The sequence below is a fragment of the Vibrio sp. Vb0349 genome (assembly GCF_033338975.1).
In genome coordinates this window covers 555,081-572,430 of record NZ_JAWOTS010000001.1, presented here as the reverse complement: position 1 = coordinate 572,430, position 17,350 = coordinate 555,081, and the positions used below count along the sequence as shown (strand labels likewise).

The 17,350-nt window shown below is 43.6% G+C and carries 14 protein-coding genes and 1 pseudogene; 8 read left to right on the top strand and 7 right to left on the bottom strand.

What is annotated here, in order from left to right:
* Positions 1-525: 525 nt before the first annotated feature.
* Both R7Q47_RS02595 and R7Q47_RS02590 read right to left on the bottom strand, forming a co-directional pair.
* A complete protein-coding gene (locus R7Q47_RS02595; protein ID WP_054577082.1) occupies positions 526-2,685 on the bottom strand; it encodes a prolyl oligopeptidase family serine peptidase in 2,160 nt (719 codons plus the stop codon).
* Between the two features lie 206 nt (positions 2,686-2,891).
* Positions 2,892-4,463: an ATP-binding cassette domain-containing protein gene (locus tag R7Q47_RS02590; protein ID WP_033906795.1), complete on the bottom strand. Its 1,572-nt coding sequence runs from the start codon at positions 4,461-4,463 to the stop codon at positions 2,892-2,894.
* A gap of 445 nt (positions 4,464-4,908) precedes the next feature.
* On the opposite strand from R7Q47_RS02590, the gene R7Q47_RS02585 reads away from it, so the two are divergent.
* The 3 genes from R7Q47_RS02585 (at position 4,909) to R7Q47_RS02575 (ending at position 8,079) form a co-directional block, all read left to right on the top strand.
* Positions 4,909-5,334, top strand: coding sequence for a universal stress protein (locus R7Q47_RS02585; RefSeq protein ID WP_318088578.1), 426 nt, complete (start codon positions 4,909-4,911; stop codon positions 5,332-5,334).
* Between the two features lie 166 nt (positions 5,335-5,500).
* Positions 5,501-6,118: an NAD(P)H-dependent oxidoreductase gene (locus R7Q47_RS02580; protein WP_005375391.1), complete on the top strand. Its 618-nt coding sequence runs from the start codon at positions 5,501-5,503 to the stop codon at positions 6,116-6,118.
* Entirely contained in the window at positions 6,115-8,079 is a 1,965-nt protein-coding gene (locus R7Q47_RS02575; protein ID WP_248486205.1) for a monovalent cation:proton antiporter-2 (CPA2) family protein, read from the top strand. The genes R7Q47_RS02580 and R7Q47_RS02575 overlap by 4 nt, the downstream gene beginning before the upstream one ends.
* Before the next feature lie 92 nt (positions 8,080-8,171).
* Here the strand turns inward: R7Q47_RS02575 and R7Q47_RS02570 are convergent, their stop codons facing one another.
* Positions 8,172-8,465, bottom strand: coding sequence for a hypothetical protein (locus R7Q47_RS02570; protein ID WP_005375389.1), 294 nt, complete (start codon positions 8,463-8,465; stop codon positions 8,172-8,174).
* Between the two features lie 245 nt (positions 8,466-8,710).
* On the opposite strand from R7Q47_RS02570, the gene R7Q47_RS02565 reads away from it, so the two are divergent.
* On the top strand, positions 8,711-9,004 hold the full coding sequence (locus R7Q47_RS02565; RefSeq protein WP_005375388.1) for an ArsR/SmtB family transcription factor: 294 nt from the start codon (positions 8,711-8,713) through the stop codon (positions 9,002-9,004).
* Positions 9,005-9,112: 108 nt separating this feature from the next.
* Here R7Q47_RS02565 and R7Q47_RS02560 read toward each other — a convergent pair whose 3' ends face one another.
* Positions 9,113-10,462 (bottom strand): alpha-amylase family protein, encoded by a 1,350-nt coding sequence (locus R7Q47_RS02560; protein WP_248486203.1) that lies wholly within the window; start codon positions 10,460-10,462, stop codon positions 9,113-9,115.
* Between the two features lie 488 nt (positions 10,463-10,950).
* Here R7Q47_RS02560 and R7Q47_RS26870 point away from each other — a divergent pair.
* From R7Q47_RS26870 to R7Q47_RS02550, 3 genes and pseudogenes are all read left to right on the top strand, one after another.
* Positions 10,951-11,117, top strand: a pseudogene (locus R7Q47_RS26870) (MerR family DNA-binding transcriptional regulator); the annotation flags it as partial.
* Positions 11,091-11,336: a MerR family DNA-binding protein gene (locus tag R7Q47_RS02555; RefSeq protein ID WP_411912866.1), complete on the top strand. Its 246-nt coding sequence runs from the start codon at positions 11,091-11,093 to the stop codon at positions 11,334-11,336. The pseudogene R7Q47_RS26870 and the gene R7Q47_RS02555, both read left to right, overlap by 27 nt.
* A gap of 58 nt (positions 11,337-11,394) precedes the next feature.
* Positions 11,395-11,772, top strand: coding sequence for a carboxymuconolactone decarboxylase family protein (locus tag R7Q47_RS02550; RefSeq protein ID WP_005375385.1), 378 nt, complete (start codon positions 11,395-11,397; stop codon positions 11,770-11,772).
* A 77-nt stretch (positions 11,773-11,849) separates the two neighbouring features.
* Here the strand turns inward: R7Q47_RS02550 and R7Q47_RS02545 are convergent, their stop codons facing one another.
* From R7Q47_RS02545 to accD, 3 genes are all read right to left on the bottom strand, one after another.
* Positions 11,850-12,080 (bottom strand): PAS factor family protein, encoded by a 231-nt coding sequence (locus R7Q47_RS02545; protein ID WP_005375384.1) that lies wholly within the window; start codon positions 12,078-12,080, stop codon positions 11,850-11,852.
* 281 nt (positions 12,081-12,361) lie between these two features.
* Complete coding sequence (locus R7Q47_RS02540; RefSeq protein ID WP_318088577.1) at positions 12,362-14,788, bottom strand: M9 family metallopeptidase; 2,427 nt, start codon at positions 14,786-14,788, stop codon at positions 12,362-12,364.
* Between the two features lie 606 nt (positions 14,789-15,394).
* Entirely contained in the window at positions 15,395-16,258 is an 864-nt protein-coding gene (accD, locus tag R7Q47_RS02535; protein WP_213960800.1) for an acetyl-CoA carboxylase, carboxyltransferase subunit beta, read from the bottom strand.
* Positions 16,259-16,399: 141 nt separating this feature from the next.
* Here accD and R7Q47_RS02530 point away from each other — a divergent pair, with 141 nt between their 5' ends.
* On the top strand, positions 16,400-17,299 hold the full coding sequence (locus R7Q47_RS02530) for a LysR family transcriptional regulator (protein WP_213960801.1): 900 nt from the start codon (positions 16,400-16,402) through the stop codon (positions 17,297-17,299).
* Positions 17,300-17,350 lie beyond the last annotated feature (51 nt).

The window sequence follows — 17,350 nt, the reverse complement described above, 5'->3', positions numbered from 1 at the left end:
AACTGTATCCATTTTAATGATTATAAAATTATTCACGTCATGAGGTCATCATAAATAGCAAGCAACACAACTCGCTTTGGATAACATAAATTATCAAAGCAAATTCAATAATGACGAAACATTCGACGTTTTAATTAAAATAAAATAAAGCATCGTAAAAGTTCAATCACCGCTACTTATATCTTATATAACTTGAAATTTGGTAATACCAATGAAGAAGGAAATATTAAAACTTATGAAAATTAAATTATCATTAGAACAAATGATTAATTAATTTTACCATATAAATAGAGAGTGCAATGGATTTAGGTGATCGCGATCAATGTTTCATTTCGATCGTACAACACTCTTCAGATTAATTAGAACATTATAATAATTTAAAAACCTTAGTTTGATTAGCCTAGCATCAGATTAGAATAGTAGGCCTATAATAAATAAAAAGGGAATCACTCTCTGTGATTCCCTTTTATTATCGAGCGATAAAGCGCCGATGCGTTTCGATAACTAAAACGCAAACAATTCGCACTATTGCAGTTTCTCTATTCCCATATTGAACAGTGCAAAACTATAAATATCTGCATTTGTCTCAATTATTTTACGCGTTGGTGTGCCTGCACCATGTCCTGCATTGGTTTCGATGCGAATTAAGGTCGGATTTGAACCCGCTTGCTTCGATTGCAACTCAGCAGCAAATTTGTATGAGTGAGCAGGAACAACACGGTCATCATGATCACCGGTTGTAATCAATGTTGCTGGGTATTCCACCCCTGCTTTTACATTGTGCACCGGCGAATAACTTTTCAGATATTGGAACATCTCTTTACTTTGCTCTGCCGTGCCGTAGTCATACGCCCAACCAGCACCTGCGGTAAAAGTATGGTAACGCAGCATATCCAGTACGCCGACTGCTGGCAGCGCCACTTTAAACAGCTCTGGACGTTGCGTCATAACGGCCCCTACTAACAAGCCACCATTCGATCCACCGTTAATGGCTAACTTGTTTGATGACGTTACCTTTTCATCAATTAGGAATTCAGCCGCAGCAATAAAGTCATCAAACACATTTTGCTTTTGCATTTGAATGCCAGCGTTGTGCCATTCTTTGCCATATTCCCCACCACCACGAATGTTCGCTACCGCGTAAACACCACCAAGCTCTAACCAAGCTGCACGTGTCGGGCTAAAAGATGGCGTGAGGCTAATGTTGAAACCGCCATAACCATATAGGATGGTTGGTGCACTGCCGTCCATCGGTGTCCCTTTTTTATAGGTGATGATCATCGGCACTTTTGTTCCGTCTTTTGAGGTGTAAAACACCTGGCGAGATTCATACAAAGCAGGATCAAATGGCGCTTTAGATTTGTAGTACACCTCGCTATCACCGTCTTTGATGTTCAGACGATAGGTCGTGCTTGGCATCTTGTAGTTGGTGAAAGAATAGTAGACTTCGGTTTCTTCTTTTTTCCCCGAGAAACCGTATGCGCTGCCAATATCAGGCAATTTGATTTCTCGGATGAGTTTGCCGTTCATGTCGTATTGCTTCACCATCGAGATCGCATCAACAATATAGCTCGCAAACAAATTGCCACCCGCGGTAGAAACACGTAACACGTTCTTTGTTTCAGGAATCACATCTTTCCAGTTTTTGGGCTGCGGCTGACTCGCATCCACCGTCACGACGCGTTTGTTCGGCGCATTAAGGTTCGTAACCAAGTACAGTTTCGTGCCTTGGTTGTCTATCACCCAAGTATCAGAACTGGTGTTATCTAAAATGGTTTTCAGCGGGCTATTTGGCTTACTCAGGTCTTTGAAGAACAGTTTGTTACCCGACGTCGATACGCTGGCTGAGATAAACAAGTAGCGTTCATCTTCCGACGTGTAACCCCCAACGTAGCGATACTTTTCGTCCTTTACACCACCGAAAATTAATTGGTCTTCACTTTGTTTCGTTCCAAGTTTATGAAAGTAGAGCTTGTGTTGGTCTGTCTTCGCGGAAAGTTCACTCCCTTTTGGCTTGTCATAACTTGAGTAATAGAAACCTTGATTGCCGAGCCAACTGATGCCACTGAACTTAATATCCACCAGCGTTTCGCCGACGGGCTTTTTGGTTTCTGTGTCTAACACAATGACTTTGCGCCAATCGCTACCGCCTTCCGAAATGCTGTATGCAACCAAAGAACCATCACGTGAAAAGCTCACTCCCGCTAACGATGTGGTGCCATCTTCACTAAAAGTATTTGGATCGAGGAAAATTTCTGCTTCGCCATCACCTAACTTCCGATAAAGCACATCTTGGTTTTGTAGCCCGTCATTTTTGTAGAAATAAGTGAACTTACCCTCTTTGAACGGTTGGCTTTGCTTTTCGTAATCCATGAGCTTAGTAATGCGCTCTTCAATCTGCTCGCGGTAAGGGATTTTCGACAGATAATCAAACGTCACTGCATTTTGTGCCTTAACCCATTCTGCGGTTTCTGGGCTGAGATCGTCTTCCAACCAGCGATAAGGATCACTCACTTTTGTACCAAAGTAGTCATCGACAACATCCACTTTTTGTGTGGTTGGATACGTGATGGTTTTCGGGGTTACCTGTTCAACCGACGATTGCGCCGCTTCATTTGCATACGCCACAGACAACACACTTCCGAGTGCGAGAGCCGTTGTGAGTGCTAGGGTGTTCTTTTTCATGAAATTCCTTTTTATTTTTCTGTTGTCTTTTTGTGCAATACATCAGAACTCTACTATATATCGACAAAATGAATCTAATTTCATTAAACGAGTTGTGAAAGCCATCCTAACTCCCTCATTTCCTTCCAGTTCTACAAACTAGTAAGTGGAAGTGTAGAACTTGGGAACAATACTGAAGAGCCACGATGGCGTTTACTCTCTTTCGTCTAAGTCAGCTCGATTTGGCGCAAAACCCCAGACTCGGAAGCGAAATCTTGGTCGTGACTAATCAGAACAAATCCACCTTTGTATACATTTAACGCCTGACTAAGCATTATTTTTGACTCGAGGTCGAGATGGTTATCTGGTTCATCAAGCAGCAGCAAAGGCTGAGAATTTTGGTGGCTGACTATCAGCATCGCGAGCTTCATCTTCTCGCCACCGCTCAGTAGGCGCCCCAATCGAAACACTGCATCTCGACGAAAACCGATCCCGGCCAATAAGGTCCTCGCTTCACTTTCCGTCATCTCTTGGCAGCTCTCCATTACGTTCTCAAGTAACGAAAGATTTGGATTCACTGCACCAAAATGTTGGTCGAGATAATACAAAGGCGTATTCACTTGCAACTCACCACTCTGCAACGATAACTCGCCAAGCAACGTCTTTAACAAGGTTGATTTTCCGCAGCCATTTCTCCCTTTGAGATGGACTTTGTCGTTCGCAAAAATCTGCAACGTGATAGGCGTAGAATTCCCAAAAGGTAATATACCTTCTTGTATCGACAACACTTTTCGCGAACGGTTCGGATTATCTGTAAGATAAAGCTTTTGCGCCTTGAGTTGCTCATGTCGCGATTGCAACGCCTGTTCTTTGGCTTGTAAATGCGCTTGTCTGAGTTGCTCATTCTTATTGCGATTTGAAGCGCTGGCGGTCGCGCTATCCTTTTTTCCATCAAGCAAAATTTTGGGCTGACTGCCGTCTTTGCGCAGTTTGTTCCCTTGCGCGGCGCGTTGGTCTGCTTTTTCGCGATTTTTCTGGGCTTGCTCGGCTAACCGTTTTTTCTGTTTATCGACTTGCGCTAACTGCCTCTCGACCGCTTGCAGTTCAGTGCGTTTTTTCTCGGCGTACACATCGTAATTTCCACCAAAAGCCTGTAAACCTAGGCCCGATAGCTCCCAAATTTCCTCCATCTCTCGCAGCAGCTCACGATCGTGACTGATGAGTAAAATCGCACCGCTGAAATGCGTCATAGACTCTATCAGCCATTGTTTCGCCTCGGTATCGAGGTGATTGGATGGCTCATCGAGAATCAAAAGATCCGTTTCGTTTTCAAATAACTGCCATAACTGCAAACGCGCCAACTGACCACCACTGAGCCGAGCACAAGAGAAATCAGGGTCTTGCGGCAAGCCCATCGCAGCAAGCTGCTGTTTGAGTTTCAGTTCAATATCCCACTGTTCGCCAACCAGTTCGAACCAATGTTCAGAAACATCACCTTGTTCAATCTGCTTCAAAGCATGTAAGGCCGAGTCTGTTCCCAGAAATTGGGCGATCGATTGCTGACCTGAAAGCAGATCAGACGGCTGCTGGCGATACATCATGAAAGAAGAGGGAGCAGTCACAACACCGCTGGCAGGCTGAATTTCTCCCGCTAAAATGGAAGCCAAAAGCGACTTGCCGATGCCATTGCGCCCAACCAAACCAACACGTCGTTTAGTCATGGAACAAGAAATAGACTGGAATAGCGTATCGCCATTATCAAACTGATGGCTAACATTAAAAGCTTGTAAAACTGGCATAATTTGCCTCCTGTATGACAGGGACAACAGCCGTAGCTATGATTTGAAATGGCAACAAAACGCGTGCACAAACGCATTAAGCTCTATGTAAAGCTCGACGATATACGTCAAATCAAAAAGTCGTCTTGTTGCAAAGAAATATCGGAAAGTGAGCTACGCCTACTAACCCTGCAGATCCAAAAAATAAGTAAAAATATGGATGACAGGTTTAGTTCTTCATGTTGGCGTAATCTCCTAGAGAAATGATGCACAGAGTGTAGCCGCTTTTTTGTTCAAAAAGCAAGCTTTCTAACCAAATGTGAACAAAAAGAAAGTTTCACAGTAAGTTGTTATATCACATTAACTTTTTAACAAGTCTTTGAACAATTTCGAGATCTTAGCAACACAATTTTTATCCAAGCCATACTATGCTTAGAGTAAAGATAATCCACATAAGGGCGTGGTTATGAAATACAAACATATCCTTGTTGCACTCGAACTGTCAGATGAAAGCACCGTGCTTATCGACAGAGCGGTATCAATGGCAAACTATCTCGACTCCGATATCTCCTTTATTCATATTGATGGTACGCACGGAGAAATCTATCGTGAGCTTGTAGACATCAAAGAAAACCCGGAGCAAAGGCCGTTGAATGAGCATTCAATGGAATGTTTAAAAACATTTAGTGATTACATGGATTACCCACTTAAACATTTCTTCGTAGGTACTGGCGACTTGGCTGATAAATTAGAGGTCACCATTAAAGAGCAAGAAGTGGATCTTCTGATTTGTGGTCACCACCAAGATTTCTGGAGCAAGATTATTTCTTACTCCAGACACTTAATTAACAAGTCACCGGTGGATATTCTAGTCGTCCCTATTCATGATTAGTAAAACGTAACGCTTCCCAAAACCACCAATTTATTTGGTGGTTTTTTATTGATATTGAAACAGCTTAAACCGTTTTCCAAACTAGCTTGGCGATCATTTATGAGTTACATTTTCTAACCAACCCGCGCTCCTACTGGGCATGGTTATTTAGATAGCAAGGATCCCTATGGCAAATAAAAAAGTACTCATTCTCTTTGCTCATCCTTCCCAGCATCGTTCAGAAGTGAATACTCCACTTTTCAAAGAAGCTCAAAAAATTGAAGGCGTGACATGTGTTGATCTCTATGGCGAATACCCTCGTTTCGATATTAATATCGACCGTGAGCAGCAACGCTTACGTGAGCATGACGTGGTGATTTTCCAATTCCCACTATATTGGTATTCAACGCCTGCGATTTTAAAAGAGTGGCAAGATCTGGTTTTGGAATATGGCTTTGCTTACGGTACAGATGGCACAGCACTGCAAGGTAAGACCATGCTTTGTGTGCTGTCTGCAGGGGGTAAAGAAGAAGCTTATAAGGCAGAAGGCTACAACCACTTTACGATTCGTCAACTGCTTGCGCCTATTGAACAAATGTCCGCACTGACCGGCATGAACTACATTGCCCCTCTCGCGATGTTTGGCGCACGTACAGCAGATGAAGAAGGGCGAATCCCTCGTCATGTTGAGCGGTACAAGAGCCTGCTAACAGCTTTAGTCGAAGATAGGTTGGATGTTGAAGCTGCGGCGTCATTAATCAAGCTTAACAGCGCATTGCCAGAGCTCATTAAGGAGGCTTCATGACAGGGATATTCTTACAAGCCTTCGTATATTTGATTGCTGCTGTAATTGCAGTCCCACTTGCTAAGCGTTTGGGACTTGGGTCCGTTTTAGGCTATCTCATCGCAGGTGTGGTCATTGGCCCAATTATCGGTTTAGTCGGTGAAGAAACAACAACAATCCAGCACTTTGCCGAGTTTGGCGTGGTGATGATGCTGTTTCTCGTTGGTTTAGAGCTCGAACCCAAAATGTTGTGGGCGATGCGCAATCGCTTAATGGGTTTAGGAGGTCTGCAAGTCGGTGGTACCGTCGCGGCGATTATGGGTATTGCCTTGTACTTTGACCAGCCTTGGACCATAGCCTTAGCCATAGGTTTGATCTTCGCCCTCTCTTCTACTGCGATTGTTTTGCAAACTTTTAGCGAAAAAGGATTAACGAAGACGGAAGGTGGACAAAACGCTTTCTCCGTGTTGCTTTTTCAAGATATTGCAGTGATACCAATGTTGGCGTTCATTCCTCTATTGGCCTTACCTGAATTAATTGAACAGGCACAGTCCGCGGCTCAAACAGCCGCAGCGCACCATGAAGAATTAAGCCTCGTTGCGGGATTGCCAGGCTGGGCATACGGCATCGTAATCACAGCATCGATTGCAATCGTCGTCGTTGGTGGACACTTTTTAAGTCGACCTCTGCTCAATTATGTGGCTAGCTCTGGTTTGCGAGAAATCTTTACCGCAACTGCACTCATGCTTGTCATTGGTATCGCTGCACTAATGAGTTTAGTGGGCTTATCTCCTGCCTTAGGAACCTTCTTGGCTGGCGTTGTATTGGCGAACAGTGAATTCCGCCACGAGTTAGAATCCAATATCGAACCATTTAAAGGTCTATTGTTAGGTCTGTTCTTTATTACCGTTGGCGCAGGGATCAACTTCTCGGTCCTTTTTGGTGATTTCTGGTTGGTCATGGCATTGACCATTGGCGTGATGGTTTTGAAAGCCTTGGTGCTGTTTATTCTTGCACTGATATTTAGGGTGAAAGGCAGCAACCGCTGGCTGTTTACCCTAAGCTTGGCTCAAGCAGGTGAATTCGGCTTTGTGCTTCTAAGCTTTTCAGTGCAAAACCACGTCATCCCATTTGAACTCTCACAAACTCTTGCGTTAGTGGTTGCGATTTCGATGTTCCTGACACCAGGTTTGTTTATTCTGTTTGATAGAGTGATTCTGCCGCGCTTTGAAAGCCAGTCAAATGAACGCGAAAGCGATACGATTGAGGAAACAGGCACGGTGATCATCGCCGGCATCGGCCGCTTTGGACAAATAGTGAATCGCCTATTGGTATCAAACGGCGTGACTACCGTGGTACTTGACCATCAATCTGACCAAGTCGATAACATGCGCCAGATTGGCACTCGCGCCTATTTTGGCGACGCGACTCGACCAGATATGCTACATACAGCCGGCATTGAGCACGCCGCTGCGTTGGTTGTGGCGATTGATAACCAAGAATCGAGTGTAGAACTGGTGAAGTACGTTAAGCACACGTACCCAAAAGTAACAGTGATTGCACGTGCCTTTGACCGTGGACATGGCTATCTTTTGCGTCAAGCGGGGGCTGATATTATTGAATCAGAGACCTACCATTCTGCATTGGAGATGGGCGGTCACACAATGAAAGCCCTTGGCATTCACCCCTTCTTTGTTGAACAACAGAAGGCGACATATAAGCGTGTTGAAGCACGTAAGTCAGAAATACTTTACAAAGCTTGGGAAGATGATTCTGAAGGTGAACGCTATGACAACAATTTCCGACAACTGTTTATTCAGTTAGAGGAGAAAATGGCGGAAGAGATGCAAAAAGATCGTCATCACAAACTATCGCGGTCAGAACGTGGTTGGACACCGCCACCTAAAGGTTACGCCGATGACTTTAATGAAGATAACGTCCAAGAGCTAACACCACCAAGAGAAGAGCCTATCCAACGATAACGCACTCCATATTAAAAACCTCCCGCTTGGGAGGTTTTTATTTTTTCAGTACAGAGCCACACGCCGTGCAGGATAAAATGATCTTCTCGATATTACATAAGATCATTCATTAAAATCTCATACTCTTCGTTTGCTTCTTCCACTAAATGAGAAAGCTCTAACGCATCAGTAACTGCAAGATTGAACTGCCACGGAGTTGTGTCTTCTTTACCACAGATTCGAGTTTCACACCCACGACTCTCAAAAGACAAATCATCAAACTCTGTGGTGTGGCGCTCTTGAAGTTCAACAATCTCAACTTCTAATTTACCGACAGGATTGACTTTAACGTGGGCATGTAACTCCGAACTGTTAGACAAACAATAATCTCTATGAACCGCAATCATGGCCGCCTCCTTGGTCTGCCAACTGACAACTCAACATTGAGTGTAGACGAGGGATTTTGAACGTGGCGTGAAATAATAATGAAGATTGATCTGTCTCATTAGAACAGACAATTGTTGCCATGAAGGCATGAGCCAGTATGAATCTCACCTGATTTAAATTGTTCTGAGATCGTAATAGTTGGCATTTACTGAGACTTTCCCTATTATCGAAACAAAATTACTGTGGTCATTCTTTAGAGGTCAGTATGGAGCTTGAAGCCGTTGCTAAAGCACTAAAAGAGTTAGGGCATCCGACTCGTTTAAGTATTTACAAAGAAGTCGTCAAAGCGGGATACAAAGGTATCGCGGTAGGCGGCGTACAAGAAAAGCTTGGCATTCCAGCATCCACTCTCTCTCATCATATCTCTAGCCTTGCTTCAGCCGGTCTTCTCACCCAGCGCCGTGAGGGTAGAACCCTTTTTTGTGTTGCAGAATATCAGTGCTTAGATGACGTAATTGGTTTTTTAAAAGCAGAATGTTGCGTTAACGAGTGCTCATAAATTTCTAGCAAAAACGAGAGAGTTGGAGTTTATATTGAATTTCAGCAGAACGTGAATGACGATGAAAAACATACACACCGAAATTGCTAACCTCGGTGTGTACATCTTCTAGTTCGCGACGAGTAACATTGACGACTTAGATGGTACGATTAACTTACCTTCAGTTGGAATGATTTGTTCTGTCATCAAATCAACCCAATCACCATCGATTTTTAATGTCAAAGACTGTTGACGCTGTGATTTATTAAGCACCACAATACCTTTGTCACCTCGCTTAAGTACGAGCATGTCATCGTTACCTTCAAGAACACTCATCGGCTCGCCATGCGTCATATTATGGAACTGGATCATTTTTGCCATTCTCGGATCGCTCCATGCACCCTGCCATCTTGGCTGACCATTTTTACCTTTAATACCGCTAGTGTTTAAGTCGGTATAAATCAACGGCACACCACCATCTCGGCCTAGAATATAGGCATAAGCTAACCATTCGTTTTCCTCGTCCATGATGAGCTCAAGAAAGACATCATTGTTAGGAATATCATGTGTGATAGCAAATGTAATCGCACGACCGGGGGACAGAGCCTGACCAAAACAATAGGGATCAATCAGAGACTTGAAGCTACCCTTTTTAGCAAACGCCTTAAACATGGTTGAGAACAAAGGGAAATCGTACGCACCTAGGCGAGTTTCCTGTAGATACGGCTCAAGAAACAGCTGATACTCTTCTTCCGTCGCACCGCCATCGGTAATAATTTCACCAAATATATGCACATCCCGCGTGATGTCGTCTGTCCAAACACGCTTAAGATGCTCTAACGTCATGTGTTTCGCAGCGTCAATACGAAAACCTTTCACACCAATAGCTTTCAGCGCCTTTAGGTACGCTCGCTGCTGCTCAACTACATGGTCACAAACACGAAGAGTTGGCAAGCCAGGATCGGTTGGCCCACCTGTGATACGTCCGTTTTGAACCTGCCACTTATCTTTCCAGTCTTTGATGCCGAATGCTTCAACAAAGTCCTCTTCATCAAAAAGTGGTTGAGATAGATCGCCAAACAACGCTAGCGACTGATATTTCTGTTTGTCGTTCTGGTATTCCTCCAAGACCTCTTGTCTTGGGTACTGAAGGTCTCTGCGAAGGTGGGCCTCATTTGCCATATGGTTAAACACTACGTCGGCATAAACCCACACACCAACTTGCTCCAGTTCACGAACCATATGAATAAAATCTTTGGTATCACCCAAGGCATTATCGATAACACGATAATCTTGTGGTTGATAACGCTGCCACCAGCGCTCATCGTGTGCGCTTTTCATTGGTGGCGAAACCAACACAGAGCCATAACCAAGCTCGCGGATTTCTTTTGCTCGTTGGGCAATGTCAGCATACTTCCAATCAAACGCATGTAAGATAACGTTTGCACCGAATGATTGTGTTTCCTGTGAGCCACTCATGTTGTTCTCCTGCTCGTTTCCACTCACGATTACTTGTTTGCATTTTTTGTGAGTGAATTCAATAATCGAAATTATAAAAGCTATTCATCAGAGGCACTCACCCTTTTAGCACTAACTCAAGGCTGAAATCGAAGGCGTAGCGACTCATCCATTGCACAGCGATAAATCGTTCTGAGTGAATAACGGGCACACAACATACAACCCAAATAGCCCAACACAAACCTAAAACATTGTTTTAATTAACAAAAACTTCAATTTAAAAAGATAAAACATAAGACCTATGTACGCCCTAAATAGGCCCAAAGGATAAAAATAGCCAAGCCAACCCGTTTAGTAATCAATTGTTAATAAAACGAAACTGGCAGGTGGATCACGTTTGGCGCGTTTCAAAAATCCAGTAAATCACCATACCTAGCGTTAAAAGACTAAAGATTTCTGTTTGTATCTGTCCCGAAATGACTTCAAAATGCGAAACTTAGCTTATCTCTATGGGGTATGCTCTACCTTGGAGGATAATAATGAATATCAAAGAATTTTCTGACCTCGTCGGGCTATCTGCTCATACTCTTCGATACTATAAAAAATCGGTTTACTTAAACATGTCCATAGAAACGCGAGTGGACATCGAATGTATAGTTCGAAAGATCTAAACTGGATAAGCTTTGTTAAGCGTTTAAAAGAAACTGCAATGCCACTTGAAGAGATTCTAGAGTATGCCAAATTAAGGGAAGTCGGCTCTCAATCTGTACCACAACGTCAAGCCCTGTTAGAACAACACCAAGAAAACCTCAAACGCCACATTGAGCAACAGAAAAAGCACTTATCGGCTCTAGAAGAAAAAATTGCCTTGTATAAAAGCGGAAAAGTTCGTTGACTTAGAGTTAACTCTAACGATTAAGGTGTGTTTACGTTTATTCACTAGGAACATACCGATGGAACAATCACGCTTTAACAAAGGATTAGAACTACTCTCTCAAATTGATGGCGACGCTGGTCATAATGTCATCGAAACCTTACAAGATATTTGTCCAGATTTAGCTCAGTACACCATTGAGTATCCGTTTGGCGATATTTATGCTCGCCCGGGCTTAGACCTAAAATCGAGAGAAATCGCAACCGTCGCCGCGCTAACGGCAATGGGGAATTGCGCGCCGCAACTAAAAGTGCACTTAAATGCAGCGCTGAATGTAGGCTGTAGCGAGGATGAGATTAAAGAGATCATTTTGCAGATGTCCGTCTACGCAGGTTTTCCCGCGGCATTAAACGGCATGTTTGCATTCAAAGAAGTGCTAGCGGAAAGAGCAGAGTAATAACGACGTTGAAATCAATTTAACCGCAATTAAAAACGGCCCTTGGGGTTCGGGCCGTGATTAAAACAACGAGTGAATTAGCGCTCAGGAGTTTCAAGCAGTTTAACCGCGCAATCTACCGCGTTGTTAATGCCTTGACTGCTCTCCAACTTGCCTGAACTTGCAGGACCAAGGGCACAAGAATACAAAGCCAGCTGCTTATCGAACGGCAGATCCAACTGTTCATAGAGATTTTGTCGGATTCTTGCATGTTGTTCTGGTTCTTGGTTAGCAAGGCTAATCAACGTTTCATAAATAAGCGTTTTCATGTCTTTCCCTTTTCACTTTATTGCACGGGGTGCATATATATTGTATCCATTTGGGAAGCACAAATCAGAAGCTAGGTCACAGAACGCGTCGCTAAAAAAGTTTATGTACTCGGTAAATTGCAATACAAACTTAAAGTCGTTTAGAAAAAGGGCAACTGATAACTCGATAGATCAGCCGATTAACTAGCATTCGCCGCTGTTTGTTTATAATCGTGTCCGATATAAACAAAAACGTCGCTGTATCAGCGACGTTTTATCTCGACTTTAGTTAATCGAATTTTTTAGTTGAAGTGCACTAGCATTTCAACGTCATCGCCTTGCTCTGGAGCCTGAAGAGCGAAGTGCACGTACCCTGCTTCAGTCATAGGAATCGCAAGGTATTCATTGCTGCCTGCATAGTTGGACGCATACTCGTGCTGCTCTACTGTAGGCCAATGCTCCCTACTCGCGTATAGATCGACATTACCAGTTTGAGAGTGAGCCGTTAGCCATACACGAACCTCTTCAACACCTTCAGGCACATAAACTGCTGCATAACGCTGCTTGTGAACGGTAAGCATTTTGGCTTCACCAGACTCTAATACCACAGGTGCTAAATCATCTTGCACTTGGGTTGGCGGTGTTTGCGCTTCCACTTCTAACGCAGCCACAAGATTCACTGAGTCATAGCTATCACGTCCAGTTAAGCTGATGTAGTAACGACCCGCTTTAACGTAACCATCTTGCTCTGGTTCAAACACAATCTCTTCATTGCTGCCATCAGCATATTGACTCATTTCGAAATCATAGTAATGCGCGACTTTGTTGTAGCTCATGTAAAGATCCGCATCACCCGCACCCTCAATAGATACATTGAAGTTAACGGTGTTGGCTGGAACATCAACGTAGAACAGTTTTTCGCTGTATGCTTCGCCACTAAGCTGAAGGCTTTGGTTCGCCGTCAATTCAGTCACTTGTGCTTCAGGGCTTGTTGGTTCTGTTGGCTCTTCTGGGTCTGTATCAGGTTGCTCAGGTTCCACTTTTAATGTGTCCAACCAACGTTCAAACTCAGCATCGTATTGTTGACCTAAAGACGTCACCTGCTGTGCCCATTGTTCGAACTGGCCAGAGCGCGACAATGCCAACAAGCTTTCGACGTCTTGTGGATGATTTTCTAACATGAATCGAACAGCTAGATAACCCCAACGATAGATACGATTGGTATCGTGAGAGTACGTGGTATCAAACACAGTGGAAAGGCTCAGTTTACCATCTGCAATCAGCTCAATCGCAGCTTGGTAACCTTGCTTGTAATGCATGTATTCAGCAAAACCTTCTAGCCACCAAACAATATGACCATAAGCCAAGTTATCGCTGAACGAACCGTATTGGTTAAATCGTGCATCTAAATAGTGCGTGTATTCATGTTCTAGGTTCAAGATAGAGAGATCTTCACCATTCGCGTAGCGATAAGCGACGAAACGCGCAGTATTGTCCGCTTTTGAAGGGTCACCTTCTAGGTACTGACCACCGTTGTCCGTTGTATTACCAAATAGGAATGAAGAGTAATCAACGTAACTAGTGTTACTCGCGAATACCGCCACTTCAACACGATCATTCAAATCATCAGCGACAGGTTGATTACCCGTATTCGCAACTCGATGGAAGTCGGCTTCTTTTGCCGCTAGCACTTCACACGCTTTCGCTGCTTGAGCATCGGTCAGATCCTCAGAGCGAATAATGGCAGGTCCCTGACATTCAAAACGATTTGGCATTACACGTGCAGCTAAATCTTGCTTGGCTTGCTCAATATTCAGACCATTTAGGCCTTCTGGTGCGTAGTAGCTCATCATTTCAACGGCAGCAAGCCATAGTTTGTCATGCTCACTACCCAGTGGATAACGCTGCATCACCTGTTGCATTACTGCCAATGCTTTGCGTTTGGTCTCCTGATCTGGGCTCGCGAGCAAACGACCAGTTTCACGTAATGCATTGAAAACGATAAAGCTTGCATCCGTATCTAATGCCCAAGCATTATCAGATGCGAATTTCACCAACGTATCAATATGGTGTGTATTGTTTGCCATGTATCGGTAGAACGCATCGTTCGCCGCATGGCCTGCCATAGAGCGGAACAAGTTGTTTAAACCATCGACCCATTGCGTGTCCTGCGCGGTTTCACGATTAAAGTGCATCAACGCGGCCATCATGCTATCCATGGTCAGCGGCAACTGCTTAACGTTATCAACCATCAAAGTCAGGCTCTTCATTGCACCAACTTGTTCACGACCTTGATCCAAAGCATGAGGGTTGTTTAGGAATAGGTTCGTCGACTGAGCAAAACGCTGACTCAACGCTTGCGAAAACTCAGGTGTACCAGTACCAGCGTTGTAGCGAACGTAGTAGGCCGCTCGAATAAATTCGCCTAGGTTCTCTAGAATACGAGCTTGATCTGCTTCACCACGATAGCGAGCGATTTCTTGATCCAGCGCGACTCGGATACGGCTTAGGCTCGCTTCACTATAGATATCATTCAGCGTTTCTGAAGGTGCTGAAAACCAAGCGTGGTAGCAATCATACTCAGCACCAGAAACGGCAGTAGCCAGATCTCGCGATTGTTGTAAATCAGCAACAGCACACTGATTTTGTGCAAAAGAGAAGCCAGACACACTCGCTAGCATACAAGCAAGCGCCAAACGATGGCGCGGGAAAAAACGGATATGAGACATAACAACACTCATTGATTATTAACATACATTGAGTGGGGGTTTATATTCTTTACAGCTCAAACAGTGAAATCAGTGTCATAAAATTTATGAAACCGCTCCCAAAAATAGGTCTTTTACTCTAATTAAATGGGAGCAATCCCACTCCCAAAATAACTCACAATTATCAATAAAAACATTAATTTACCTTTTTCTAAATTATCGCTTAATAAAGAAAATGGTTCTAAAACGTTCCTCTTTAACCTTTCCAGTGGAGTTCAAGGTAGTCAAAAAGTGTAACTGATAGCTTGACTCATGATGCCATCTGTTTGTGTTTACAACTCACCCCAAAAATACACAATCAAGTGCGCATTAAAAATTAACATTAATGCTAGATGTGCCACCGAATTAGAAGCATTCCTCTTAGAGTGGTCGATGAGTAAACAAAGCAAATATTTAGCCAGAGAGAATACATATTACTTTGTGGTTTAGTCTGCGGCCATTTTGATGTGGAACCATATTGAACGACACGGGATCTAAACTTAATGAATACAGAACCAAGGAGCGAACAAAATGAACGCTTTGTGAGGTTCGCCTCTGAACACGTGTAAGTTTCAAATCAAACATCCCCTATTCTGAAGTCACTCTTGCATTAGTTAACTTAGCCAGTAAGCGGCCAACGCGATCGCGCATTTCACGTCTATCGACAATCATATCTAACGCACCATGCGCTAGTAAAAATTCACTTCGCTGAAACTCGTCTGGTAACTTTTCACGTACCGTTTGCTCAATGACCCGTCTTCCCGCAAAGCCAATACTTGCTTTAGGTTCACCAATATTGATGTCTCCTAACATGGCTAAACTCGCCGAGACGCCACCATAAGTTTGGTCCGTCAATACTGAGATATAGGGTAATCTGTGCTCAGATAAGTGGTTTAACGCGGCGCTGGTTTTTGACATTTGCATGAGAGCCACCAAAGACTCTTGCATGCGCGCCCCTCCGCAAGCGGAAAAACATACTAACCCAGATTTTGTATTAATTGCGCTTTCAACTGCTCGGACAAACTTCTCGCCAACCACTGCGCCCATCGAGCCTGCCATGAAAGAGAATTCGAATGCACACGCAACAACAGGCAGCCCCAATAACTTGCCCTCCATCACCACCAACGCATCTTTTTCTCCAGTCGTTTTCTGTGCTAAAGCAATTCGCTCTTTATATCGCTTTAAGTCTTTAAAACCCAAAATATCTTGTGGCTCCAACTCACTTGCCAACTCTTGTTGTGTTCCATGGTCCAGAAAAGAGATCAACCTTTGACGCGCAGCCATTCTCATGTGATATGAGCATTTAGGGCATACTTCCAAATTTTCTTTTAACGCGGCACGATAAAGTATTTGTTCACACTCAGGACACTTTGTCCAAACGCCCTCAGGGATAGACGCTTTGCGCGAACCTATTATATTTTTATTCTCAAATAACCGTTCTAACCAGCTCATAAATTCACCACTATTGATTACGTTCTAGCGCGATATCTCGTTGTTTGTTCGCTTAAACTTGTAAATAAAATTGTATGTAACTTAGTACAGGGATAAAGTGCGATATGCTGGCTTGATAATCCAATAAAGTGGGATAATGAAATGTTTGATAACGTTGACCAAATCTGGTTAAAAAGTTTTCACTGTGTTTATGAGAACAACAGCTTTAAGCGAGCCGCTGAGTGTTTGAATATACCAACATCAAATATCAGCCGACACATTGCCCTGCTTGAAGAAAAGTTAAACATTAGGTTGTTCAATAGAACAACAAGGCGAATGACGCCTACCGAGGCTGGAGAAGAGCTCTATAGCAGCACTCGTCCGTTATTGGAGCAACTCAACGCCGCACTAGAAACGGTAACGCGCCACTCACACACGGTAACAGGGGAACTGCGAATTCTTATGCCAGACACACCTGTACTGGCCAAAGCGGTTGTCACCTTTTGCACGCAATACCCGTCAATCTCTTTGTCTTGCGATACAACGCTAAACCCTAAAGATGATGTTATTGATAGCTTTGATGTCATTTTGAGTTTTCATAGAGGGACTTTGTCAGACAGTAACTGGGTGGCGAGAGAGATAAAACGCTGGCCCAGTGCCATTTTAGCCGCGCCTCAACTAATTGAGAAATACGCCACCCCTTACAACATTACGGATCTAAGTCATGTTCCCTGCATCACGACGCTTACCGCAGTAAATGGTGCACCATGGGTATTCAGAAACCCTGTTGGGGGCCATATTACTCAAACTGTGCAATCTTCATTCAAAGTAAACAGCGGTCATCTCGCCAGATATGGCGCGTTATCAGGGCTTGGATACGCAATATTGCCAATTGAGTCATGCCAAAATGAGATCAAAAATGGTGAGCTAGAAATAGTCACTCTAGAGTACGAACCTGAGGATTTAGTGCTTTACGCCTTTTACTCGTCTAGAAAACATGTAGCTAAGAAAATATCTATGTTTGTTGAACATTTAAAGCAAAACGCAAAACTTAACGCCTAGCTAAGCTTTACTCAACTAATTTATCGTATTCTGTTTTATCGTCTAGAAAGG

Excerpts from the sequence above, each read along its gene's own strand:
- R7Q47_RS02595 (WP_054577082.1), bottom strand. The coding sequence starts at position 2,685 with ATGAAAAAGAACACCCTAGCACTCACAACGGCTCTCGCACTCGGAAGT.
- R7Q47_RS02590 (WP_033906795.1), bottom strand. The coding sequence starts at position 4,463 with ATGCCAGTTTTACAAGCTTTTAATGTTAGCCATCAGTTTGATAATGGC.
- R7Q47_RS02585 (WP_318088578.1), top strand. The coding sequence starts at position 4,909 with ATGAAATACAAACATATCCTTGTTGCACTCGAACTGTCAGATGAAAGC.
- R7Q47_RS02580 (WP_005375391.1), top strand. The coding sequence starts at position 5,501 with ATGGCAAATAAAAAAGTACTCATTCTCTTTGCTCATCCTTCCCAGCAT.
- R7Q47_RS02575 (WP_248486205.1), top strand. The coding sequence starts at position 6,115 with ATGACAGGGATATTCTTACAAGCCTTCGTATATTTGATTGCTGCTGTA.
- R7Q47_RS02570 (WP_005375389.1), bottom strand. The coding sequence starts at position 8,465 with ATGATTGCGGTTCATAGAGATTATTGTTTGTCTAACAGTTCGGAGTTA.
- R7Q47_RS02565 (WP_005375388.1), top strand. The coding sequence starts at position 8,711 with ATGGAGCTTGAAGCCGTTGCTAAAGCACTAAAAGAGTTAGGGCATCCG.
- R7Q47_RS02560 (WP_248486203.1), bottom strand. The coding sequence starts at position 10,462 with ATGAGTGGCTCACAGGAAACACAATCATTCGGTGCAAACGTTATCTTA.
- R7Q47_RS02555 (WP_411912866.1), top strand. The coding sequence starts at position 11,091 with ATGTATAGTTCGAAAGATCTAAACTGGATAAGCTTTGTTAAGCGTTTA.
- R7Q47_RS02550 (WP_005375385.1), top strand. The coding sequence starts at position 11,395 with ATGGAACAATCACGCTTTAACAAAGGATTAGAACTACTCTCTCAAATT.
- R7Q47_RS02545 (WP_005375384.1), bottom strand. The coding sequence starts at position 12,080 with ATGAAAACGCTTATTTATGAAACGTTGATTAGCCTTGCTAACCAAGAA.
- R7Q47_RS02540 (WP_318088577.1), bottom strand. The coding sequence starts at position 14,788 with ATGTCTCATATCCGTTTTTTCCCGCGCCATCGTTTGGCGCTTGCTTGT.
- accD (WP_213960800.1), bottom strand. The coding sequence starts at position 16,258 with ATGAGCTGGTTAGAACGGTTATTTGAGAATAAAAATATAATAGGTTCG.
- R7Q47_RS02530 (WP_213960801.1), top strand. The coding sequence starts at position 16,400 with ATGTTTGATAACGTTGACCAAATCTGGTTAAAAAGTTTTCACTGTGTT.